We start from the raw sequence: 22,660 nt of genomic DNA on the forward strand, positions 1-22,660 counted from the left end.
GGGTCGCGAACAAAAGTTCGCAACCCTCGTCGGGGATCATTTCGGAATGTCACCCACAAATATTTTACTCACACTTTACTAAATAAACAAAAAATAGTTCTTTTTTCCTGCTCTTGTCGAAAAAACAAGATTTATATCAAAAAAAGGCTATGAATTCGACCTTAACATGCGGGTCGGTTTCCGGTTACAATGTAATATATTCGCAGTTTTTGTAGAAATTCTGGTTATGCAGCTTGACGATGGGAAAGAAGGTGCCGCGATGCTGAATATTTTTAAAGACTTTTTGCTCAACTTGTTTTTCATCCTTCTGCCGGTGTTCCTCGTTCCCCTCTGTACGGAGCAGGAGAAGAGGCCAAAACGATTCCGCCTTTATTTGCCGACCATTTGTTACGCCGTCGTGATCATGTTATGCATCACCCTCCCGGTCGGAACAGAGAATGATTTCATCTTCGACTTGCGGCAAATTCCTCTATGGCTTGGCGGTTTGTACGGCGGAGCGGGGGCGGCGACGGTTTTAGCGTTGACATCGATCGCCTACCGCTCGCTGTTCGGCGGAGCTGGCGTCTTCGTCACCGTCGTCGTTTCCATCGCCATCGCTGCAACAAGCAGTTTATTGACAAAACGGTTTGTCGAGCTGCCAACCAAACAGCGCACGCTGTTCGCTGTATCGCTCAGCTTCGGCTCTGGCCTGTTGACCGTCGCCATAGCGGAGTGGATGGCTGCTGCGGTTTCTCCTCCGCCTTCCGTTGCGCTTATCTTTTTGTTTGTACAGCCCATCAGCATGCTCATCGTTTGTTCGTTTCAGGAAATGGTGCACCATAACATCGCGCTGCGCAAACGAGTGATTCGGGCCGAGAAAATGGAAGCCGTCACCCATTTAGCTGCTTCCATCTCCCATGAAATTCGCAATCCACTCACCGCGGCGCGTGGGTTTATCCAACTGATCGAAGAGCAGCCGCTCGCTGCCGACAAACGCCGCCAGTATGCGCGCATCGCCATTGAGGAGCTTGACCGAGCTGAAGCGATCATCACCGATTACTTGACGTTTGCCAAGCCGGCGCCCGAGACGCCGGAAAAGCTGAACGTGAAGCTCGAAATCGAGCGAGTCATTGACATCCTCCGCCCGCTCGCCAATATGAGCTGCGTCGATATTCAAGCGACGCTTGCGCCATTTTCCGTCATCGGTGAGCGCGAAAAATTCCGTCAATGTTTGCTCAACGTAATGAAAAACGCCATCGAAGCGATGCCTAACGGCGGGACGTTGCAAGTATACGTCTCCATTGACAACGGACGCGTGCTCATCCGCATCGCCGATACCGGCGTTGGCATGACGAAAGAACAGCTCGAACGGCTTGGCGAACCGTATTTTACGACGAAAGGCGTCAAAGGCACGGGGCTCGGGATGATGGTCGTCTACCGCATCATTGAATCGATGAACGGAACGATTCGCATCGAAAGCGAAATACATAAAGGAACGACGGTGTCGATTTATTTGCCGCTCGCACCGTCTCCTTCTTCCTCAACGATTTCTGATAAAGAAAAACAGCTGTTTGCCGCCTTTTGACATAGCAGAGGCGAGCTGGAAAAGCTTTTTGCAGGCAAGGATCAATCACTCGAAATTCTGTATGCCCCATCAAAGGGCCTTTCTTTTTCCTGAGCATCTTCGCCTCTTTCGCATCCTATTTTGAGGTGAAATCTTGGAATCGATCCGCAGTTCAGAATGGATTGCCGCGGTTTCACATCACCGTTCTTTTTGCTACAATACTTATCGAAGCGAAACACATCGAGGGAAAAGGAGACAGTTGCATGATTCACGTCAAAACGGAACGGGAAATTCAATTGATGCGCGAGGCGGGGAAACTCTTGGCCGCCTGTCATCAAGAGATCGCCAAACGCATCGGACCGGGCGTCACAACGATGGAAATCGACCGGTTCGTTGAAACGTTTTTGGCTAAATACGGCGCCAAACCGGAACAAAAAGGATACCGCGGCTATCCGTATGCGACATGCGCTTCCATTAACGATGAAATTTGCCACGGGTTTCCGCGCAACGAGCCGCTGAAAGAAGGCGATATCGTCACGATCGACTTTGTCGTCAATTTGCGCGGAGCGCTCGCCGATTCCGCCTGGACGTACGCCATCGGCGACGTCGGTGAAGACGTGCAAAAACTGCTTAACGTCACCGAGCAGTCGCTCTATAAAGGAATCGAGCAAGCCGTTCTCGGCAATCGGATCGGCGACATCGGCCACGCCATTCAAACGTACGTCGAAGCGCACGGCTTTTCCGTCGTCCGCGATTTCACCGGACACGGCATCGGCCCGACGATCCACGAAGAACCGTATGTCCCCCACTTCGGTGAAAAAGGAAAAGGGATGCGTTTAAAGGAAGGGATGGTCATCACGATCGAACCGATGGTCAACATGGGGGCATGGCAAAGCAAAATGGATCCGAACGGCTGGACGGCGCGAACGATCGACGGCTCGTATTCAGCGCAATATGAACATACGATCGCCATTACGAAAAACGGACCGCTCATTTTGACGACGCCGGCGTAAGGGCAACGGCGCCAGCCGGCTTTTTGCCAATAGAAAAACCCGGGCAAACGATTCGCCCGGGTCTTTTCTATGCTTTTCCCCATTTGCTGACGGTATGATTCAGCCATCGTCTTTCCTTATGTTTAATATTCACATAATATAATTATGGTTTCATCCTCCAATGACTTTCACGTAAAACGTCCGGTGGCGCGGCCCATCGTACTCGCAAAAATAGACGCCTTGCCACCGCCCAAGGAGCAGGCGGCCTTCATGAATGATGACGTGCTGCGACGCACCAACCGTGCTCGCTTTCATATGGGCGGCTGTGTTTCCCTCCATATGGCGGTCAAGCGGATGCTCCCACGGATATGTTTCATCAAAGCGGCGCATCATGTCGCGCTTGACATCTGGATCCGCGTTTTCGTTAATGGTGATGCCAGCCGTTGTATGCGGACAATAAACGACAGCGATCCCTTCCGTCACGTTAGCCTGGCGCACCGTCTCCTCGACGAATGAAGTAATGTCGATCATTTCATCCCGCTTTGCCGTGCGGATTGTAAACGAACGAAGCATACATTCCACCACCTGGGCAAACATTTTGTACTTCGCAAAAAAGGTTTGCTACTCTAAATAATATAACACAAAAAATGGAGTGAGAAATCGTTGGCCAAGCGCTATGAAAACTTAGACGGCGTCTCGACGCACAAAACATGGGCCGATTTCCGCCGCTGGCAGCGGGAGCGGAAACAAAAACAAAAAGATTTGTCCTACGTCGTGCCGCATGTTTCACCGCCTCAATACGAGAGGCTTCAGGAGCCGAATGGCAGGCCGCAGCTCTGTTGGGTCGGCCATTCGACCTTTGTCGTTCAACTCAATGGCATCACCATCGTCACCGATCCCGTCTGGGCGAATTGGATGGGCGCGGCCAAACGCTTGACGGCTCCCGGCGTTCCGCTTGACAAGATGCCGCCCGTGGACGTTGTGCTCATCTCCCACGGCCACTACGACCATTTGCATTTCGGCAGCCTCCGCCGCTTAAAAGGCGATCCGCACGTGTTCGTGCCGGTCGGCCTCGGCCGCTTGTTCCGCCGCCGCGGCTACCGCCATGTCACCGAACTGTCATGGTGGGAAACGGTCGTCTTCCGTGATGTGTCGCTGACGTTTGTTCCATCCCAGCATTGGACGCGGCGGACGCTGTGGGACACGAACACGTCGCATTGGGGCGGATGGGTGATCACATCAAACGGCGCGCCCACCATCTACTTCGCCGGCGACAGCGGCTACTTCCGCGGCTTTCGCGACATCGGCGAACGCTTTTCCATCGACTATGCGCTCTTGCCGATCGGCGCGTACGAACCGGAATGGTTCATGGGGCCGCAGCACACCACACCCGAAGAAGCGGTGCAGGCGTTTTTGGACTGCCGCTCCCGGCTGTTTGTGCCGATGCATTACGGGGCGTTCCGCCTCGCGGACGATACGCCGAAAGAAGCGCTTGACCGCCTATGGGCTGAATGGCGGCGGCGCGGATTGGAAGAGGAGCGCTTGCTTTGCTTGAAACTCGGCGAGGTGATCGATGCCGCCCAAGCGTTGACGGCCCTTTCCCCATTCGACAATTCGTTCAGCCAAACAAGCGCAATCACCATGGTGAAACAAGCGCGGCAAAAGGAATGAGCGCAACTTTATCCAAAAGAGCGAGCCAGTCCGCGGCTCGCTCTTATTCATTGAATTGGCGGTATACGTACGGCTCCTTCGGTTTGGCCACCCTCTCCCATGACGTCACTTTTACATACGGAAGCGTCATATGAAACGGCTGGTAATACATGGTGGATAGCGTACCTTTCACATGAATCCATTCATCATTTTGAAGCGGCGCCGTCTTTGGAAACTGAAGGAGCAGCCCGTACACCCCTGAATCCGCAACACAATGAATGATTCCAAAGCGAAGGAGAAACGCCTCATTGGCGCGCGCCGTTTCTTCACGGTAGACAAACCCGGTGAATTCAATGTCGCGGGCGGCAAATTCGCCAGGAAACTGATAAATCGTTTCCATGGCATTTAAATAATTTTGATCATTCAACTCCAAGCGAGGGAGACGGCTGTATTTTTTCAGCTCTTTTTCCATGGCATTTTGATAATCATCCCGCCCATAATACATGCTCGTATCCGGACGCAAAAACTGCCGCTGGGCAAACGGATCGCTGCTGTCAGCCGCCATCCCAGGAACATGAATCCCTTTCGCCTTTACGACTTCAGAATCCAGCGTCGCAACGGGAAACAAGAAGGCGGAAACAAGCGGAAAAACAAAAATAAGGTAATTCACCGCCCGCTTCCAGCGCGCGGACGGCTCATGATGATGATGGCCGCAGCATTCTTCCCCATGATCGTGCGGTTCCTCGTTGCGGCTTGCCAGCACAAATTGCACGATCGTTAAAAAAGCAAACACAAACATCGCACTAAACGAAATATACGAATACCGCATATTAATGTATTTGCTCAACTCTCCAGTAATATATAAATGAAAAAACAAAAACGCAAACCCAAGCAAAATATACATGCGAATCATGCCGCCACCTCCTTGCTAGATCAATAGCGATCCGGCAAACACAAACAACGTGATATAGGAAATCAGTTTCCACACAAACCGGGCGCGGAATGACTGAAACAACATGAGCGTATTTTTCACATCGAGCATCGGCCCGTAAACGAGAAACGCTGCCAGCGCGTGAAACGGAAATGTGCTTTGAAACGACGAGGCGATAAAGGCGTCCGCCTCGGAACAGAGCGACAGCACGAAGGCGAGCGCCATCATGACCAAAGAGGCCGCCACTTTCCCATTGCCGATCGACACAAGCGCCGACGTTTTCACATACGTTTGCATCACCGAAGCAATGAACGCCCCAATGATCAAATACTTCCCGGTCGCAAAAAATTCATCGATCGTATGGCGCAGGGTGCCGACGATTTTCTCTTTCCAAGTACGGGGCATCATCGGCATCTCGCGCCGTTCATGGCGCAACTCGCTGCCTTCATGCCGAATCGCTATCACGGCACCGACAGCGACGGCGACGGCGCAAGCGAACAGCGCCCGGCACAATACCATCGTCCAACTGCTTCCGAAGGCGATATATGTCGAAAACAGCACAACCGGATTGATGACGGGCGCCGTTAACATAAACGGCACGGCCGCGTAAAGCGGCACCCCCTTGGCGACGAGACGGCGGGTGATCGGCACGATGCTGCATTCGCATGAAGGGAAAAACACCCCGATCAACGCCGCATAAACAATTGCCAAAAAGCGATTTTTCGGCACCCACCGTTGTACGGTCTCTTCACTGACAAACATTTGAATGACTCCGGAAACAAACACCCCAAGCACGACGAACGGCAACGATTCAATCAATATACTGATAAAAATCGTATTCAGCTGCAAAAACGTGTTCATCATGGGTTCTCCTCTCATTTACAACCGTTCATTTTACCATGAGAAATGGCCATTGTCATGAAAATTTGGCAAGAAAAATCAAAAAGGCGCTTCGCCTTTGGCGAAACGCCTCTTCTTCTATTATTCTTCCACTTCTTTTTTCCACAGCCCGACCATCAATGCGGTCACGATGGAACCAATCAAAATAGCCAATATATAAAGCCATGCGCTGCCTTTGACGATCGGGATGACGAAAATTCCGCCGTGCGGCGCCGGCAGCCCGATATGGAACCACATCGTCAACGCTCCCGCAACAGCCGAGCCGACGATAATCGATGGAATAACCCGCACCGGATCAGCCGCCGCAAACGGTATCGCCCCTTCCGTGATGAACGAAGCGCCCATGATATAGCACGTTTTTCCGGCTTCCCGCTCGGCTTTCGTGAATTTCTTTTTAAAGAACGTTGTCGCCAGCGCCAAGCCGAGCGGCGGCACCATCCCGCCAGCCATAATCGCCGCATGCGGCGCAAAGTTGCCCGCTTCAATCATGGCTAGCCCAAACGTATACGCCGCTTTGTTGATCGGTCCGCCCATATCAACCGCCATCATGCCGCCCAACACCGCACCAAGCAGCACTAAGTTCGCGGTTCCCATGCCGGAAAGCCAATGTTTCAACCCTTCATTCAACGCTTTGACAGGATCGATGACCACATACATCATGATGACGCCAGTGAGAAAAATGCCGAATACCGGATAGAGCAGCACCGGTTTAATCCCCTCAAGCGACTGCGGCAAGCGGCTGAACAATTTCCGCAATCCGACGACCAAATACCCGGCCAAAAAGCCCGCAATCAATCCACCCAAAAACCCAGCGCCGCCGTTCGCCGCCAGAAAGCCGCCGACCATCCCCGGCGCAAACCCTGGTCGATCGGCAATGCTCATGGCGATGAATGCAGCCAGTACAGGGACCATTAACGCGAACGCATTGCCGCCGCCAATGTCCATTAACAGTTTGGCAAACGGATGATACGACGGATCGTTCGGATCAAACGCCTTAATGCCGAACGTGAAGGAAATGGCAATCAAAATCCCGCCGCCGACGACAAACGGAAGCATATTCGATACGCCGTTCATCAAATGCTTGTAAAAACCGGTTCGCGGTTTCGCCGCTCCCACGCTGCCCCGTGCCGCACCGCTTGCCCGATAAATCGGCGCGTCTTGGCGCAGCGCCTGCTCGATCAGCTTCTCCGGCTCGCGGATCGCACGAGCGACCGGCACTTGGATGACAGGTTTCCCGTCAAAACGGTCCATGTCGACTTGTTTATCGGCTGCGACAATGATCGCCGCGGCTTCTTCAATCTCCTGTGCGGTGAGAGCGTTTTTCACTCCATCTGAGCCGTTGGTCTCGACTTTGATGGATACCCCCATTTCGGCTGCTTTCGCCTTCAGTGCATCAGCGGCCATATACGTATGAGCGATTCCGGTCGGACAAGCGGTTACTGCCAACACTTTCCGCCCGTTCCCTGCCCGCACCGCTTGCTGTGGAGCTTCTTGCTCGCTTTCTTTCGCGGCAACCAAACGGATAATCTCCTCCTCGCTTGAAGCGGTTTCAAGCTGAGCACGGAACGATGCATCCATCAACATCGACGACAAGCGGGCGAGCGCCTCAAGGTGCGTCTGCTCCCCGCCTTCTGGCGCGGCGATCATGAAAAACAAATGGCTTGGCTTGCCATCGAGCGACTCATAATCAATGCCTTCCACTGAACGGCCGAACGCCACCGCCGGGCGCTTGACCGCCGCCGTTTTGGCGTGCGGAATGGCGATGCCGTCGCCAACGCCGGTCGTGCTTTGTTTTTCCCGCGCCCAAATGGCTTGCTTAAACGCTTCCACATCGCTGACCGCTCCCGCTTCGGCAAGCTTTTCAGCCAGTTCATCAATGACTTCGCCCTTTGTCTTCGCTTGAAGCGCGAGAATCATCGTTTCTTTTGTCAACAAATCTGTAATCTTCATTGGCCCAATCCCCCTTTATTTTCAATTTATAAATGCACGATATGGACGCGGTCGACGAGCGCTTCCACTTCCTCTTTCGTACACAAATCTTCCGAAAACGCGGTCGCGCTTCCAGCGGCGACACTGTAAGCGAATGCTTCCTCAATCGATTTCCCATCCGCTTGAGCGGCCAAAAATCCAGCGACCATCGAATCGCCCGCCCCGACCGAATTTTTCACCGTTCCTTGCGGCGCTTCGGCAAACAGCGCTGTTTCCTCGTTGAAGTAAAACGCCCCCGCGCCGCCCATTGACACAATGAGATGTTCCACTCCTCTTTCAACCAACCGGCGGCCATAGAGGATGATTTCTTTTTTCGTCAGCACAGCGGCGCCAAACAGTTCGGCCAGCTCATGGTGGTTCGGCTTGGCAAGAAACGGCCGGCAGGCGAGCAGCGCCTCGAGCGCCGGACCGCTCGTATCGACAACAAGACGAACACGCCGTTTCACCGCTCGAGCCGCCAATCGCTCGTACATGTCCGCCGACAGCGACGTCGGCGCGCTTCCAGCGAGAACAAGCACATCACCGGCCGAAAGCGCTCCGACTTTCGCGATCAATTGCGCGGCATCGTCATCGGCAATCATCGGGCCTTCACCGTTAATTTCCGTCTCCCGCCCCGCTTTCAGTTTGACGTTAATGCGCGTTTGCCCTGGGACATGAACAAAATCGCAAGCAATGCCTTCTTTCCGAAGCTCGCTTTCAATGAACCCGCCGGTGAACCCGCCGACGAATCCAAGCGCCGTGCTGTCAACACCGAAACGCTTCAACACGCGCGATACGTTGATCCCTTTCCCGCCTGGAAATGTGAACGTTTTCAGCGAACGATTCAGTTCGCCAACATGAAGCTCATCGAGGTGAACGATATAATCCACAGATGGATTCAACGTACATGTGTAAATCATGGAGCCACAACCTCTACCGTTGTTTTAGTTCGATACAAATCTTTCCACTCTTCATCCAATTCATCGGTGATCAACACCGCTTCATGCAAATCCGCAATTTTCGCAAACGAGCTTTCATTCAACTTCGAATGGTCAGCAAGCACATACGCACGTTGCGCCAGCTGCATCGCCGTATATTTCACCAGCGCTTCTTCCGGATCCGGCGTCGTATAACCATAATCGTAATGAACGCCATTGGCGCCGATGAAACATTGGTCGAAGCGGTACTGCCGCAGCGACTCGATGGCGCCGCGCCCGATCAACGCCTTCGTTTTCGGCTTGATCATGCCGCCGACCAAATACGTCGTGACGTTATGCTCAAGCAGCCGCTCGACATGCATCACGCCGTTCGTGACCACGATGACCTCTTTGCCAGCCAAGTGCGGAATCATTTCCCGCGTTGTCGTTCCCGCGTCCAAATAGATGCAGTTTCCTTTTTGCACCAAGCTGGCCGCATAGGCGGCGATCCGCCGCTTTTCCTCTATATATTTCAGCGACTTTTCCGACACACTTAATTCTTCGCGTTTTTGCTGCAACAAGGCCGCCCCGCCGTGCACACGGCGCAGTTTCTTTTCGGTCTCAAGCTGCGTCAAATCACGGCGAATCGTCGACTCTGACGCCCCGGTCGCGTCAACGAGCTCTTGCAGCTTGACAACCCCTTTTTGCGCCAACAGCTCCAAAATGAAGCGGTGGCGTTCTTCGGTTAGCACACTCCCACCTCCGATCACCGGGGATATCGCTTACAACTCTATCATATCCCAAGACAACGAAAAAATCAATCAAAAACATTCATTTTCTATCAATATCATTCAATAAATAAGAAAAACCATTCAAAAACATTCAAAACCAAAATAAAAACACTTGCCATCGGCAAGTGCCTTCTGTCGCTTAATTCAGTTGCTCCATCTCGGCAAGCGGCAAATAATGCTCGCGCACAAACGCGACAAACTTCGCCGCATACACAGGATCAAACTGCGTCCCAGCGCAGCGCTCGATTTCCTCAAGCGCCTCTTCAAGCGTTTTCGTCGGCTGGTACGGCCGCTCGGTCGTCATCGCGTCAAATGAATCGATAATACACAAAATGCGGGCCAATTTCGGGATTTCTTCCCCTTTCAGCCCGTACGGATACCCTTTCCCATCATATCGTTCGTGATGCAGCTCGACAAGCGGAAGCAACTCATCAAACCGCTTCTCCGCCGCTACAATCTCGCGCCCCCACGCCACGTGCTTTTGGATGATCTCCCATTCGTGCTTTTCCAATTTTCCGGACTTATTTAAAATATCCCGGGGCACTTCGATTTTTCCAATGTCATGAATGATCGCTCCCAGGGCAAGCGTCTGCCGTTCATGGACCGTCAATTCGTCAAGGCGGCTACCAAATTCAAGTGCATATTTAAACACCCGTTTGCTATGGCGGTATGTATAGACATCTTTCGAAAGAAAGAATTTCACTTGTTGCTCGAGCGCTTCCAAGTCTTGTTTAAACTTAATTTCATCCAAGCACATATTATGTTTATCATACAACTGAACGTTGTTTTTCCCTTGCGCCTTCGCGTAATAAAGCGCCTGATCGGCGCGGTGGATGAGCTCATCGCTTTCATGCATATCTTTTTCCATCTCGGCGATGCCGCACGAAAACGACAGGCAACGATACGGAATATGCTCGACGCCGTCAAAATATGTATCGTTCACTTCTTTGCGCAACCGGTTTAAAAACGCGTACGCGTCTTCTTTCGTCGTGTTGGGCATTAAAATGGCAAACTCTTCGCCGCCATAGCGGGCGACCGTGAAGTTCGTCCCTTCCACCGCTTGTTGCAGCAGCTTCCCAAAAAAAGCCAACAAACGATCTCCTTGCAAATGCCCGTTCCGGTCATTGTATTTTTTAAAATCGTCCAAATCCAGAAATGCCAAGGTCAACGGCTGTTTCAACAGCTTGCAGTCGGAAAACTGCTCCTTGAGCGTTTCTTTGAAAAAACCGTGGTTGTATAGGCCGGTGAGGTGATCTCTGTTGGCGCGGTTGGATACTAACTGGTATAATTCCAAAAATTTCCTAAAAACAATAGACAATATCGTTACTAAAATAATAAATAAGGACAAGCCAAAATATTTCTCTTCCGACAATAAAATGGCTAAAACCATTGAAAGAAGCAATGTTACTGAATAACCAACACACGCCTCTTTTAAGACGCCTAACTCTAGAGCACCTTTAAATATTTGTCCAATGAAATAGAAGAAAAGAAAAATCAATAATACATTAATACTAAAATAAACTAGCAAACTAATCAAATAAGGAAGTAAATGATGGACATTTATCTTCCCAATATTCCCATCGAAGAATAAAAATGAGTAATAAGCACCTGATATCATCAAACAATACATTGAGAAATTAAATAAATGTCTCCATGCAGACATTCGTTGATTACGATACAATTCTATCAAACTAAAAATAAAAAGAACCTGTAACGTAAAGTTCAATCCATATAAAAACAGGGTAGCCAAGTAAACAGCAGAATCCATTGAAAAAGAATTAGCTTTAGGGGGCAAGATAATAGGAAAAAGATTCAACAAAACGACAGAACCAGTCAATATATATACTAAAACCCAATCTTTTAAGGATTGAGAATGGATATCAACCTCTGTAGCAAATATACACATCCCTAAAAGAGAGACAACAACAGTATATAGTTTTTCTTTGTTTTTTAACCGTTCAAAAACCATACAAAATCACTCTCAGCTAAAAAATTTTAAAGAAGGAGTATCGCCTCCCTCTTTATTAGATCAACATTATTATTTTCTACTCAATGAGTTTAAACCCCGACGTCAACGCCACAATCACCGAACCGAGGATGAACAAATTGATCAATACTTGTTTTGCTTTGAATTTCATGTCCTTTTCCCCCTTAACATTTTATTTATTGATCGCAGGAGCACCCGTTGTTTCTTCAGCATCATCTGCTCTATGCCGCGGTGCGCTGAGCATCAGATGCTGGATGAACAAGAACGCCCCTACGTTCATCACGACGTCGCCGATGCTGATGACTTGTTGGCGCGGGTACGGCGGAGACAGCGGAATGATGTCGCCGAGAAACGGCAGAAGTGTATCCGATGTGATCGCCTGGTGCTTGCCGTACAGACCGGCTTTTAACGCTTCGATGTATTCGCGGCCGAGAAATTGGGCGGCTTCGATCGATACCGGCATCCGTCCGCCGTTTACGGCCATGACGATAAAGTTAAGCAAGACGCCGGCGAAGATGACCGGAAACCCCGGCTGATGGCGGTTGAGCCACAGAAATGCGAGTCCTGTGATATAGACGAGAAGAAAAATAACGTTGCTCATTTTGGCGATCCACTCGATGCGTTCTTGAAGGAAAAAGACGATAAACTGCACCGCCAACAAGAGCGGAAACAACCAACCGCCGCGCAATTTCATGTTGGCCAACCCTTTCAGGCTTCCGCCGCGAAACCAGCCGATCAACAACGACAAAATGATTCCATCGTAAACCATAATGCTGTCCCCTTGATAAACAGAATTTTCTCTTTTTTCTAAACTACTGTCCTCACTTCTATTTTTACCGTTTTTTTCATTCCATGTAAATAGTCCGTTCGTCCTAACTACAAACAAATTTTGATGAATATCGTTTCCTTCTTTTCGTTTTCGTCATTCTTTGAAACAAGAAACGACAAAAACAGCGTCATGTATATCCATTGAATAGTGAAAAAGAACCTACCCTCAATGGAATGATCCCCCGACTGCAAATGCGGCATGCGTTTTTCTCGTTGAAAGACAAAAAGCCCTTTTTTATTATTCCGTATTGCTTTTCGGAAGATCATTGTTATAATTGTTTATACAGTAATAATTTTATGGATAAAAACGTCCTTTTTGTCCATATTATGGAAAGGAGATGAAAAAGAAATGGACGCGGAAATGTTGGGAAGCAAGGATGACAAAACGTATACACGTCGGATTAGCCAAGTCGGGAATAGTTTGTCCGTTAGCATCCCGAAAGATTTAGCCACGATGCTAAACCTAAATAAAGGCGATGAAATCGAAATATATTACGACAAGGAACGAGGGGAAATCGTGATGAAACGCGCAAACCGAATTCCAAAAGGAGTCCGTCCTGAAGTCGTGATGGCGATGAACCGCGCGATCTCCAAATATGACGAAGCGCTGCGCAACTTGAAATATAGATAAAGGAGCAGCTGGAGGAAAACATGGTTTATTATTTGACAGCGGAAGAAATCATATTTATCCATTACACGGTCATGGAAATGTACGACGACGCAGAACAAGCGGGGATCCAATTCCCCGATAAATTCGCGTGGATGTTGGAAAGACCGAAAACGAAATTGTTCGGGGAGGAACAGTTCCCTTCGATTATTGAAAAGGCTTGCTGCTATTACCATTCCATCGCGACAGGTCATATTTTCCACAACGGCAATAAGCGGACGGCTTTAACCGTATTCGTCACGTTCCTTGATTTGAATGGATATGAGTTCACGATGACCAATAAAGAAGCGGAAGATTTCACGGTGTACCTTGTCGAGGATGCCAAGTTCCGGGGAAATGATTGCATCCAGCATCTTGCCCACGAATTAGAGAGTTACATCCGTCCCATCCAAAAACGAAAAGAATGAGGAAAAGAGTGAGGAAAAGAGCGGGCCAAAGCCGGGTCAAGTTCAATTATTGCGTGAAATTCCATCGCCAACACAGTAAACTTGGATGACAGGACAACAACATCGTTTTTTTGCTGCTTTGTTTTTACGCAACTGTGCGAACCTTGATCCAAAGACGCCTTTTCGCTATTCGCAGCTTTTCATACTTTTACCTTGCGGCAGGTATTGAGTATTGTCAAAAGTTTATCCTCCACACTCACGGTCTTCCCTTGAGTTTCAACGGTTGAACGAAAAAAGCTTTCTACCCCCGGTGTTTCGGCCATCATTGAGGCAACAACACCCAACAGCCAAAACAAAGGGCGGCCTGATTTTTTTCCTCCAGAGCCCGTTGAAACGGATGGTCCGTTGAAGCAGCTTACCCATTGCATCCCCGCTTATTTTTTGGCTATCCTACAACCATGGAAGCGAAAGTCTTTCGTCGGAAAATGAAAAAACGGATTCCGATCATCGTCAGGAATCCGTTTGTCTTGAACGGATTATCTCTCCGTCCCGCAGCTGCCTCGGCAATGGTCCGCTGCATGGCATGACGCGCACGCCCCTTTGGCGCTTTTTTTCACGTGTCGGACCAGCGTCCAGCCGGCGTAGGCAAAAATCGCTCCGCCAATGATGATATTCGCCATCATCATATTCTCTCCTTTCATGGAAAACCTACTATCTTTCCAGCTTGGTAGACAAGAAGTGAAATCATATAAGCAACCGTTAAGGCGATGCCAATCGACAACAGCGTCCATTTCCACGATCCGGTTTCTTTGCGGATCGCCGCCACGGTTGCCAGACACGGAGTGTAAAGCAAAACGAACACCATAAAGCTGAACGCCGACAGCGGCGTGAAATGGGAGGCGATCACCTGCTTCAGCCCGTTCTCCTCATGAACGTGGTAAATAATATTCATCGTCGACACCACAACTTCTTTCGCCAAAAAACCGGTGATCAACGCGGCGCCTGCCTGCCAGGCGCCAAAGCCAAGCGGCGACAACAACGGTGCGATCAACCCGCCGATCGCAGCCAGCAAACTGTCATCCATTGGAACGCCAACCCCACGCGGCCCGACATACGTCAGCAGCCAAATGGCGACCGAACCGCCGAAAATAAAGGTTCCTGCTTTGCGGATGAATCCTTTCCCTTTTTCCCATGTGCTTCGCCATAGTGTGAGCGCCTGCGGCACGCGGTATGGCGGCAATTCAATGACAAACAGCGAATTTTCGTTTTTCAAGAGCGTCGATGAGAACAACTTGGCAAGCCCCAAAGCCACTACAATGCCAAGCACGTAAAGCGAAAACACGACAAGCGCCTGCTCGCGGGCGAAAAACGTGCCGGCAAACAAGGCGTACACCGGCAAGCGGGCGGAACATGACATGAACGGCAGCGCCAAGATCGTCATGAGCCGCTCTTTCGGCTGCTCAATCGTCCGCGCCGCCATCACTCCAGGAACGTTGCAGCCAAAGCCAATGATCATCGGGATAAACGCCTTGCCGTTTAACCCGATCGCTTCCATCACCCGGTCCATCACCATCGCCACGCGCGCCATATATCCGGAGTCTTCAAGCAAAGAAATGAAAAAGAACAAAATGAAAATTTGCGGCACAAACACCAACACCCCGCCGACCCCAGCAACAACGCCGTCCAAGACGAGCGCCTTGATAAACGGCGATGCCCCTGCCCAGTCGAGAAAACGGGACAACCCATCTGCCAGCGGACCGGAGAAAAACGCATCAAGCCGATCGGCAAGCGGCGTCCCCAGCCAGTTAAACGTCAGCATAAACACCACATACATCAGCGCCAAAAAAATCGGCAGCCCGACATAACGGTTTGTTACAACCGCGTCGATTTTTTCCGTTAGCGTCAGCGGTTTTTGCTCAAACTCGATGGCCGTCGCAGCGATTGTTTCACTGATCCAACGGTCACGCGTTTCATAAATATGCTTGGCTGCCTGACAGCCGAGCGCCTGTTCCGTCTCCTCACGGATCGCCAACAACGGTGACAAATCGAATCGCCCGCGCAAATAGGCGGCGATGCGTTCATTCCCCTCCAAAAACTGCAACGCCGCCCATCGTTTGTTTCCAGGCACATCGTCCGGCAGCTGCTCGGCAATGCTCCGGATGGCATTCTCCACCTCGACGCCGTAATCGACGGCGATGGAGGAATGAGGCTTGTCTTTTGCCGCCAAAACGGCGTGAACCAATTCGTTCGTTCCTTTTCCTGTTCGGGCGATGACCGGGATAACAGGAACGCCAAGATACTTCGACAGTTTAGCGGCGTCCACTTTCACGCCCCGTTTTTCCGCCACATCGACCATGTTTAGCGCGATGACAACGGGACGGCCAAATTCCAGCAGCTGAACGGTCAAATGCAAATTGCGGCGCAACTGCGACGCGTCAACGATATTGACAATCGCTGAGCACGGCTCGGTCAATAAAAAATCGGTCGCCACTCCTTCATCACGCGACAGCGGCTGAAGCGAATACACGCCGGGCAAGTCGACCACCGAAACCCCGTGCTGGCGGAGCACTCCGATTTTTTTCTCGACCGTCACCCCGCTCCAGTTGCCCACATATTCATAAGACCCAGTTAAGCAGTTAAACAATGACGTTTTGCCGGTGTTTGGATTGCCAAATAAAGCGATGTAGGACATTTATTTCACCTCGATCGATGACGCCTCTTTGCGCCGCAAGCCGATCGCCTGTCCATCGATTTCGATCATCACCGGTCCGCCAAACGGCATCGCGGCTTTCAACCGCACCGTTTTCCCTTCTTTCACCCCTAGATGAAGAAGACGCTGTTTCAGTGCCTCCTGCTCAATGGCCAGACGGACGACGACCGCTGTTTCCCCTTTATGCAAATCAGTCAGCACCATGATCATTTCCCCCTGTTTTTCTATCCGTCTCTCCTGTGATTCAATAATGATTCTTCTTCTCAATTCCAATCATACCATAAGCAAAGAAGAAAGGAGTGACTTTTTTCACAATCATTCCTCATTGTCATCATTTCTTCAAAATTCGCCACCTCATCAGTTGAATTTTTCTGAAAAGTGTATATAATCTTTTGTATATCTTTCCCATCTTTGCTCAAGGAGGAAGCTCAATGAACACACTAGGAAAAATCAGCAACTTTGTCGGCAATACGTTTGCGATCTGGGTGCTTTTGTTCGGAGCGCTTGCTTTTTTCGCTCCCGGCGCGTTTACGTGGATCGCTCCGTATATCGTGCCGCTTCTAGGCATCGTGATGTTTGGCATGGGATTGACGCTGTCAGCGAACGATTTTAAAGAGGTGTTCAAGCGTCCGCTTGATGTGTTAATCGGCGTCGTTGCCCAGTTTCTGATCATGCCGCTTGTCGCGTTTTTGCTCGCTTACTTTCTGCCGGTTTCACGTGAGGTGGCGCTCGGCATTATTTTAGTCGGCTGCTGCCCGGGCGGGACGGCGTCCAACGTCATGACGTATTTGGCGAAAGGGGATACGGCGCTGTCGGTCGCCGTCACTTCTGTTTCGACGATTTTAGCGCCGATTTTGACGCCGTCGCTCATTTTGCTTTTAGCGGGAAAATGGCTGTCGGTGTCCGCTGCCGCCTTGTTTTGGTCGATCGTTAAAGTCGTGCTGATTCCGATTGTTTTAGGGCTCATCGCCCAGGCGCTGTTCCAAAAGCAAGTAAAAGCGTGCATCCCGGCGCTGCCGCTCGTTTCGGTCATCGCCATTGTTGCCATCGTCGCCGCCGTCGTCGGGCAAAACCAAGCGGCCATTGCCAAAAGCGGGCTTCTTATTTTTCTGATTGTAGTCGCTCACAACGGATTGGGCTTGCTGCTTGGGTATTGGTTTGCCAAACTGTTTCGCCTGTCGCCGCCAAAACAAAAGGCGATTTCCATTGAAGTGGGCATGCAAAACTCTGGGCTTGGTGCGGCTTTAGCGACCGCCCATTTTTCGCCGCTCGCCGCCGTTCCAAGCGCTATTTTCAGCGTCTGGCACAATATTTCCGGCCCGATTGTCGCAACGTACTTCCGCAAACAAGCAGACCGCCACGCGGCGGACGAACAAACCATTTCCGCTTGATCTCTTTCACACTTTGTCTAGCAGCAAGGCAAAAAGCTGTCCCCGAAAGACGGTCGTTTATTTCGGGAGACAGCTTTTTTGCCATCACTCTTGTTTCTCCACTTCCAAGCGATTCAGATGCGCTTTGGAAACAAAAAAGCCGATATTCGCCTTCAATCTCATTTCACAGCGCCCCCCTCAAACGGAAACACCATCCTTCCCGCTAGTTCCGGGAAATCAATGAACGGATTGCGGTTGCCTTGGATGAAGAAAATCGCGCTGTTGCGATGATGCTCATACACCGTTGGCGGAAATTGTTCGTGCCAACGGACAAGGAGCGGAATATCGATTTTGCGCCGGAATGATTTCGCGATCGCCTTCGGGTAGCGAAGCAGAAAGTAAAGCATCGCCCTTGCCGCCGTCCCTTTGCCGTATTCCGGCTCGAAATAGCCGTTATGGACGACGCCGCAGCGGTTTTGGATTTGCTCGTCGGGATCTTCCGGATTGTAAAACGGGAAATCCGCGTACGGAAAATTCGACCGCATCGTATTGCACTCCGGCTGGCAAACGAATAAATGATGCAAATCGCCTTTCATCGGTTCGCGGGCGCCAAACCACGACTGCGGGACAACATGTTCCGCATTGAATTTCCATTGCTGCTCGATCGTGTTCACCCGCTCGTGCACATCGCCCCATCCATTTTTCGTCCTTCTCAACAGTTGACGAAACTCTTCATAACGCCGCTTCATCGTTTCCACATCTTGAACGATCAGTGTTCGTGGATCTTTCCTCTCGCCGGAATACAAGCTGCGCACCGTTCCGTCCGGGTGCAAGTCGACCCATGTGTACAAATACTCATCCTTGCTGAAAAAATACGGCAGCCGCCGCTTATGGGTGTGCGCCGCCAGTTCATGATAGCGGACAAACAACATCAATCCGTCCCCTTCAAGCGGCAGATGGCGGTAATACCGTTCGCGCGCCCTCTCATCTTCTGCGGCCCGATAATACGCATCCTCCACCGCGAGCCGCTCATTCAGCTGCTCGAGCCGTTCTTTCGGATCTTCCTCCCGCCATTGGCCGAGCTCCTCAAGCCGCCGTTCCGCCTCTCCCATCAGCGTTCCCCTTTCTTTTTTCTTTTAGTGTATCACGGAAGGCGAAAGAGGGCGATAACGGCGTTAATGCAAAAGAAACGATGTCGCGCCGAACAAAACGGCGGCGATGCCGGCGGCGATCAACGACGGAATCAGCTTCGTTCGCGCGTATTCCATCACCGGCAAATCCAAAATGGTGCAAAGCGTCACCGTATTGTCGCTAAGCGGCGACGCAAACGCCCCGAACGTCCCGCTCGCAAACACCGCGCCGATGACCGGCAAAATGTTCGTTCCCGACTGGCTCGCTAGCGTCACACCAAGCGGCATCAACATCCCCCACGTCCCCCACGACGAGCCGATGAAATAGGAAATGACAGCGCCAAGCAAAAACAAAATCGGGGCGACGAAAAACGGCGGAATCCATTCTTTGACATGGCCCGTAATGTATTGCGAAAACCCTAAATCCTCCGCCACAGCCGACAGCGCCCAAATGAGCGCCAGCATTAAAATGACGGAAATCAGCTCATTGCCGCCTTTGACAAAATGCGTCAACAAATCGTTCAATTTAAATCGCTGCCAAAGGAAGAAAGCAACTGTAATGATGACGGTAAACAACAGCGCCTCCAACATCGCGCCGAGCGCATCGCTTTGCAAAAACGCCTGCCAAAACGTTCTTGCCCCCCGGCGGCCGTCCCACCAGCTTAAAAACAACGTCAAGACAAGCACGATCGAAAGCGGAACGATCAAATTCCACGGCTTGACCGGCGTTTCTTTTTGGTAGGCGCGCGGGCATGTCTGCATCGCGTCCCCTTCTTCCCCTTGCGCTTCATTGGGTTCATGGTCAGCCGGCCGCTGTTCTTCCGCCATTTCGAGCGCCAACCGCTCGTTCCAGCTCCGAATCGGCGCCTCTTTCCGCTTTTCGCTTACTGCTGCTTGTTTTTGGCGCGAATAGACAAAAAAACTGTAGTAGAGCCCGACGGCAATAATGGCATACGAGAAAAAGTTAAACGGAATGCTTCGGACGTACACGATGTACGGCTCCGCGCCGATGCCGGCCGTATCAAGCGCCTTATCGATGACCGACACCATATAGCCGACAAACGCGGTGGCAATTGGGATGAGCGCGACAACCGGGTTGGATGTCACCTCAATGGCAAAGCCGATTTGCTGGGACGACAGCCCGAGCCGTTTGCGCAGCGCCTTCATGATCGGCGCGACGGTGACGATGCGAAAATCGGGGTCGCTAAACGTCACCATCGTCGAAATCCACGTCAGCAGCATAGCGGTTTTGGCCGATTTCACTTTTTGGCTGACGAGATGGACAAATCCTTTGATTCCGCCGGTGTATTTGATCATGCTCACAAGACCGGCGAACACATACAAGAAAATGATGATGCGAATGTTGTTCGTCTGCATTAAGTTGTCAACAACGTAATGAAGCATCGTCCGCAACCCGCCAAGCAAGGACGGGGTCATCAAATAACTGCCAACCAACAGCCCGACAAACAGCCCGGGGATGACTTGCTTCGTCCAAATCGAAATCGGGATGACAACTAAAAATGGCAAGAGAGCTTTCCACGACGGTTCCATTGGCCATTCACTCCTTTCTTTAAAAAGTATGGCGATGGTTTCCCTTGTCTATGCAAACTGTCATTGATTTTCCCCCAACAACGGGGAGACGAGTCTACACAAAAAGCGCGCCGCATGGTGGCACGCGCAAGCGAAACCGCTTTCCTACCTAAAAAAATAAAAAGCTGCCAATTAGACAGCTTTCACCGCTTCTCTTCGGGACGGCAGCGCCAACAAGTGGAGCGTCACTTCCGGCTTCGAGCCGATCCGGATGTTCACCCCGGTTTGCCCAAGCCCTTCGTTGATATAAAACGGTTTTCCCTCCCATTCATGATAACCTTTGATCATGTTCCGCTCGGTGAGCGTTTTGCTCATTTTCGCCAAATGGTACGGCTTTGGCCAATGAATTTGTCCGCCGTGGAAATGGCCGGACAACAAGTAGTCAAAATGATAGTCTTTCATATGCGGCACGATGTCCGGATCGTGCGTCAACACAAGGTTGATGCCGTCTTTCACGCCCGCATACGCCTTTTCGATGTCGCTGCGCCCCGTGTAAAAGTCATCGATGCCGATGATATTGACGGTTTGACCGTTGACGGTGATCGTTTTCGTCTCGTTTTGCAAGACGACGCAGCCGTGCGCCTCAAGCGTCGCTTTCAAGCGCGCAAACGGTTCGCCTTGCAGCACGTAATCGTGGTTGCCAAACACCGCATACATGCCGTACGTCGGTTTCAATGCATTCAGCGCGGCCAAATACGGACCGAGCTTGGCGATGCTTTCCTCACGGTCCAAAAAGTCGCCCGTCAACGCGATCAAATCGATCGCTTCCTCTTTCAGCTTTTCGTATAAATCGTCCGGGGTGATCGACAGTTTTTCAAGATGCAAATCCGATAGCTGCAAAATCCGAAGGGCTCCATCTCCATCCTCTGAACGACCGACTTGGACTTTATGCAAAACCGCTTCATACGTATTGCGGTGGGCTTTGCGAATGACCAAAGCAAGCAATGACAAGATTGCAAGAAAAACAAAAAAGAATGTCATCGTCTTCTCTCCTCCCTCGATACCCATTATAGTGAAATGGAGGAGAGAAGAAAGAGGGAGTTAGTGGATGAGATGGCAGCCGTACAACGAAAACAATTTTCCCTTTGACATCACCAAATATTTCGGCGGACGGACAAGCGGCATGAGACGGTGTTGGGCCACTGTCATCATCGGCCAATGGGATGCCATTTTAAACCAACGGTAAAATGAATTGCCAATGTTAATGACATCAAATCCGAGTCTCTCACAACCTTTGTTTAACATCGTCACGCCGATAATCCCTTTTATGCTGGCGGACTGTTCGTGATGGTAAAGATAATGGGCAACATACGGCAAACTGGCCTTCACTTGTTCGAAAATATAACGTCCTTTTTGAATATCGCTTCGATACTGCATCAGTTCGCGAAGCAGACGAACATTATGAAGGTGAATTTTCAACAGCCAGTCATTGGCCGCAATCGTCGTTCCGTCCGAAAGGTGAATGGTTTCACCCTTGTATCGAAGCAAACGGACGCGAAAAATGGAACGACAGCCGTTCTCTTTCCCACCAGCATATTCAAGGCGGGAACATGCATAATAGAGTGGATCCATCAGTCCCCATACAGACAACAGCCACTGCGTCGCTTTGCTTCTCATTGGCGGCATCCTTCCCCTGCTCGTTCTATCCATTTACATTATGGAATCGATCGAGCGGCATTATAAATGGAGAAAAAAGGAGAAAAGATCGCTGCATGACCAGTCGGGAGACGCGCGTACTGAAGTCACATCTCTGTTTCCTCGCCCTAATCGAACACTTCCCCTGTACAAGCAGTTTTTAGCCGCCGTTCCGAATGAATCAAGCACCACAGCTGTTTCGATCAAACAAAAGATGTGTCAGAAAGCGCCTTGTGCCCTAGAAGGCCGGTGAAAAACGGCTGCCACGAGCAAATCAGCGGCATTTCACCAAAAAAAGAAGGCTGATTTCGCAAGGCTTCTCTAATTGAGAAAAAGATGGAATAGCGGCATTTTGTACTAAATCACCGGCCCTCTAGAGGACTGGTGAAAAACGACCGATTTCGCCGAACCCGTTGCTTTCGGCTGAAAGAGAAGCGTTGATGTTACAGGACTTCTCCATTTGAGAAGAGATTCCGTTTTCTGCGACTTTTCACTAAATCACCAGCTTTCTAGAAGGGTGGTGATTTCATGCAAAAGGCGGATTATTCCAACCCTATTTCAATTGGAGAAACATTGTCAGATCTGCTCTTCTTTCTGATCAACTACCACCCGAATTAAATAAAAAGATTGGTTGTCACCAACCTTTTATGAAGAAAGACAGAAAG

21 protein-coding genes are annotated in these 22,660 nt (G+C 50.6%); 6 read left to right on the forward strand and 15 right to left on the reverse strand.

Annotated elements, in window-relative coordinates; all coding sequences use genetic code 11:
* Positions 1 to 259 precede the first annotated feature (259 nt).
* Positions 260 to 1,564 (forward strand): sensor histidine kinase, encoded by a 1,305-nt coding sequence (locus tag GZ1_RS03690; protein ID WP_060787947.1) that lies wholly within the window; start codon positions 260 to 262, stop codon positions 1,562 to 1,564.
* 242 nt (positions 1,565 to 1,806) lie between these two features.
* Positions 1,807 to 2,556, forward strand: a complete 750-nt coding sequence (gene map / locus GZ1_RS03695) for a type I methionyl aminopeptidase (protein ID WP_013145244.1) — start codon at positions 1,807 to 1,809, stop codon at positions 2,554 to 2,556.
* Positions 2,557 to 2,706: 150 nt separating this feature from the next.
* On the opposite strand, the gene GZ1_RS03700 is transcribed toward map, so the two are convergent.
* Complete coding sequence (locus tag GZ1_RS03700; RefSeq protein ID WP_013145243.1) at positions 2,707 to 3,108, reverse strand: secondary thiamine-phosphate synthase enzyme YjbQ; 402 nt, start codon at positions 3,106 to 3,108, stop codon at positions 2,707 to 2,709.
* A gap of 90 nt (positions 3,109 to 3,198) precedes the next feature.
* Between GZ1_RS03700 and GZ1_RS03705 the strand changes: the two genes are divergently transcribed.
* A complete protein-coding gene (locus GZ1_RS03705) occupies positions 3,199 to 4,206 on the forward strand; it encodes an MBL fold metallo-hydrolase (RefSeq protein ID WP_013523837.1) in 1,008 nt (335 codons plus the stop codon).
* Positions 4,207 to 4,249: 43 nt separating this feature from the next.
* Here GZ1_RS03705 and GZ1_RS03710 read toward each other — a convergent pair whose 3' ends face one another.
* The 7 genes from GZ1_RS03710 to GZ1_RS03740 form a co-directional block, all read right to left on the reverse strand.
* Positions 4,250 to 5,098: a TIGR03943 family putative permease subunit gene (locus GZ1_RS03710; RefSeq protein ID WP_060787902.1), complete on the reverse strand. Its 849-nt coding sequence runs from the start codon at positions 5,096 to 5,098 to the stop codon at positions 4,250 to 4,252.
* A gap of 15 nt (positions 5,099 to 5,113) precedes the next feature.
* On the reverse strand, positions 5,114 to 5,980 hold the full coding sequence (locus GZ1_RS03715) for a permease (RefSeq protein WP_033004814.1): 867 nt from the start codon (positions 5,978 to 5,980) through the stop codon (positions 5,114 to 5,116).
* A gap of 117 nt (positions 5,981 to 6,097) precedes the next feature.
* On the reverse strand, positions 6,098 to 7,966 hold the full coding sequence (locus GZ1_RS03720) for a PTS fructose transporter subunit IIABC (protein WP_060787903.1): 1,869 nt from the start codon (positions 7,964 to 7,966) through the stop codon (positions 6,098 to 6,100).
* Positions 7,967 to 7,992: 26 nt separating this feature from the next.
* Positions 7,993 to 8,904 (reverse strand): 1-phosphofructokinase, encoded by a 912-nt coding sequence (pfkB, locus tag GZ1_RS03725; RefSeq protein ID WP_060787904.1) that lies wholly within the window; start codon positions 8,902 to 8,904, stop codon positions 7,993 to 7,995.
* A complete protein-coding gene (locus tag GZ1_RS03730) occupies positions 8,901 to 9,653 on the reverse strand; it encodes a DeoR/GlpR family DNA-binding transcription regulator (protein WP_060787905.1) in 753 nt (250 codons plus the stop codon). The genes pfkB and GZ1_RS03730 overlap by 4 nt, the downstream gene beginning before the upstream one ends.
* Positions 9,654 to 9,831: 178 nt before the next feature.
* Positions 9,832 to 11,598 (reverse strand): bifunctional diguanylate cyclase/phosphohydrolase, encoded by a 1,767-nt coding sequence (locus tag GZ1_RS03735; protein ID WP_373278082.1) that lies wholly within the window; start codon positions 11,596 to 11,598, stop codon positions 9,832 to 9,834.
* 253 nt (positions 11,599 to 11,851) lie between these two features.
* Positions 11,852 to 12,448, reverse strand: a complete 597-nt coding sequence (locus GZ1_RS03740) for a DUF5317 domain-containing protein (protein ID WP_033009937.1) — start codon at positions 12,446 to 12,448, stop codon at positions 11,852 to 11,854.
* 408 nt (positions 12,449 to 12,856) lie between these two features.
* On the opposite strand from GZ1_RS03740, the gene GZ1_RS03745 reads away from it, so the two are divergent.
* Both GZ1_RS03745 and GZ1_RS03750 read left to right on the forward strand, forming a co-directional pair.
* Positions 12,857 to 13,138 carry an AbrB/MazE/SpoVT family DNA-binding domain-containing protein gene (locus tag GZ1_RS03745; RefSeq protein ID WP_013145234.1) on the forward strand — a complete coding sequence of 94 codons (282 nt, stop codon included), beginning with the start codon at positions 12,857 to 12,859 and terminating at the stop codon, positions 13,136 to 13,138.
* 20 nt (positions 13,139 to 13,158) lie between these two features.
* Positions 13,159 to 13,581 (forward strand): type II toxin-antitoxin system death-on-curing family toxin, encoded by a 423-nt coding sequence (locus GZ1_RS03750; RefSeq protein ID WP_014195947.1) that lies wholly within the window; start codon positions 13,159 to 13,161, stop codon positions 13,579 to 13,581.
* A gap of 515 nt (positions 13,582 to 14,096) precedes the next feature.
* Here GZ1_RS03750 and GZ1_RS18015 read toward each other — a convergent pair.
* From GZ1_RS18015 to GZ1_RS03760, 3 genes are read right to left on the reverse strand one after another with little or no spacing between them, the layout of a single operon-like run.
* On the reverse strand, positions 14,097 to 14,243 hold the full coding sequence (locus tag GZ1_RS18015) for a FeoB-associated Cys-rich membrane protein (protein ID WP_075261408.1): 147 nt from the start codon (positions 14,241 to 14,243) through the stop codon (positions 14,097 to 14,099).
* A gap of 14 nt (positions 14,244 to 14,257) precedes the next feature.
* Entirely contained in the window at positions 14,258 to 16,252 is a 1,995-nt protein-coding gene (gene feoB / locus GZ1_RS03755) for a ferrous iron transport protein B (RefSeq protein WP_060787907.1), read from the reverse strand.
* Positions 16,253 to 16,474: a FeoA family protein gene (locus GZ1_RS03760; RefSeq protein WP_015374938.1), complete on the reverse strand. Its 222-nt coding sequence runs from the start codon at positions 16,472 to 16,474 to the stop codon at positions 16,253 to 16,255. It lies immediately after the preceding gene.
* Between the two features lie 227 nt (positions 16,475 to 16,701).
* On the opposite strand from GZ1_RS03760, the gene GZ1_RS03765 reads away from it, so the two are divergent.
* Positions 16,702 to 17,661, forward strand: a complete 960-nt coding sequence (locus GZ1_RS03765) for a bile acid:sodium symporter family protein (protein ID WP_060787908.1) — start codon at positions 16,702 to 16,704, stop codon at positions 17,659 to 17,661.
* Between the two features lie 158 nt (positions 17,662 to 17,819).
* Here the strand turns inward: GZ1_RS03765 and GZ1_RS03770 are convergent, their stop codons facing one another.
* The 4 genes from GZ1_RS03770 to GZ1_RS03785 all read right to left on the reverse strand — a co-directional run bounded on the left by GZ1_RS03770 (position 17,820) and on the right by GZ1_RS03785 (position 21,977).
* The gene (locus tag GZ1_RS03770) at positions 17,820 to 18,752 is read right to left on the reverse strand and encodes an endonuclease I family protein (RefSeq protein ID WP_060787909.1); all 933 of its coding nucleotides are present in this window, start codon (positions 18,750 to 18,752) and stop codon (positions 17,820 to 17,822) included.
* Positions 18,753 to 18,815: 63 nt separating this feature from the next.
* Positions 18,816 to 20,321 (reverse strand): Na+/H+ antiporter NhaC family protein, encoded by a 1,506-nt coding sequence (locus GZ1_RS03775; protein WP_015374941.1) that lies wholly within the window; start codon positions 20,319 to 20,321, stop codon positions 18,816 to 18,818.
* Positions 20,322 to 20,492: 171 nt separating this feature from the next.
* Positions 20,493 to 21,341, reverse strand: a complete 849-nt coding sequence (locus GZ1_RS03780) for a metallophosphoesterase (RefSeq protein WP_015374942.1) — start codon at positions 21,339 to 21,341, stop codon at positions 20,493 to 20,495.
* Between the two features lie 60 nt (positions 21,342 to 21,401).
* Entirely contained in the window at positions 21,402 to 21,977 is a 576-nt protein-coding gene (locus GZ1_RS03785) for a YkoP family protein (RefSeq protein WP_033006121.1), read from the reverse strand.
* Positions 21,978 to 22,660 lie beyond the last annotated feature (683 nt).

The sequence above is a fragment of the Geobacillus zalihae NBRC 101842 genome (genome assembly GCF_001544135.1).
GTDB classification, from domain to species: Bacteria; Bacillota; Bacilli; order Bacillales; family Anoxybacillaceae; genus Geobacillus; species Geobacillus zalihae.

Coding starts and splice junctions, on each gene's coding strand:
- GZ1_RS03765 (WP_060787908.1), top strand. CDS start 16,702: ATGAACACACTAGGAAAAATCAGCAACTTTGTCGGCAATACGTTTGCG.
- GZ1_RS03745 (WP_013145234.1), top strand. CDS start 12,857: ATGGACGCGGAAATGTTGGGAAGCAAGGATGACAAAACGTATACACGT.
- GZ1_RS03785 (WP_033006121.1), bottom strand. CDS start 21,977: ATGAGAAGCAAAGCGACGCAGTGGCTGTTGTCTGTATGGGGACTGATG.
- GZ1_RS03775 (WP_015374941.1), bottom strand. CDS start 20,321: ATGGAACCGTCGTGGAAAGCTCTCTTGCCATTTTTAGTTGTCATCCCG.
- pfkB (WP_060787904.1), bottom strand. CDS start 8,904: ATGATTTACACATGTACGTTGAATCCATCTGTGGATTATATCGTTCAC.
- map (WP_013145244.1), top strand. CDS start 1,807: ATGATTCACGTCAAAACGGAACGGGAAATTCAATTGATGCGCGAGGCG.
- GZ1_RS03740 (WP_033009937.1), bottom strand. CDS start 12,448: ATGGTTTACGATGGAATCATTTTGTCGTTGTTGATCGGCTGGTTTCGC.
- GZ1_RS03700 (WP_013145243.1), bottom strand. CDS start 3,108: ATGCTTCGTTCGTTTACAATCCGCACGGCAAAGCGGGATGAAATGATC.
- GZ1_RS03760 (WP_015374938.1), bottom strand. CDS start 16,474: ATGGTGCTGACTGATTTGCATAAAGGGGAAACAGCGGTCGTCGTCCGT.
- GZ1_RS03735 (WP_373278082.1), bottom strand. CDS start 11,598: ATGTGTATATTTGCTACAGAGGTTGATATCCATTCTCAATCCTTAAAA.
- GZ1_RS03710 (WP_060787902.1), bottom strand. CDS start 5,098: ATGATTCGCATGTATATTTTGCTTGGGTTTGCGTTTTTGTTTTTTCAT.
- GZ1_RS03720 (WP_060787903.1), bottom strand. CDS start 7,966: ATGAAGATTACAGATTTGTTGACAAAAGAAACGATGATTCTCGCGCTT.
- GZ1_RS18015 (WP_075261408.1), bottom strand. CDS start 14,243: ATGATGGCGAATATCATCATTGGCGGAGCGATTTTTGCCTACGCCGGC.
- GZ1_RS03750 (WP_014195947.1), top strand. CDS start 13,159: ATGGTTTATTATTTGACAGCGGAAGAAATCATATTTATCCATTACACG.
- feoB (WP_060787907.1), bottom strand. CDS start 16,252: ATGTCCTACATCGCTTTATTTGGCAATCCAAACACCGGCAAAACGTCA.
- GZ1_RS03780 (WP_015374942.1), bottom strand. CDS start 21,341: ATGACATTCTTTTTTGTTTTTCTTGCAATCTTGTCATTGCTTGCTTTG.
- GZ1_RS03715 (WP_033004814.1), bottom strand. CDS start 5,980: ATGATGAACACGTTTTTGCAGCTGAATACGATTTTTATCAGTATATTG.
- GZ1_RS03770 (WP_060787909.1), bottom strand. CDS start 18,752: ATGGGAGAGGCGGAACGGCGGCTTGAGGAGCTCGGCCAATGGCGGGAG.
- GZ1_RS03690 (WP_060787947.1), top strand. CDS start 260: ATGCTGAATATTTTTAAAGACTTTTTGCTCAACTTGTTTTTCATCCTT.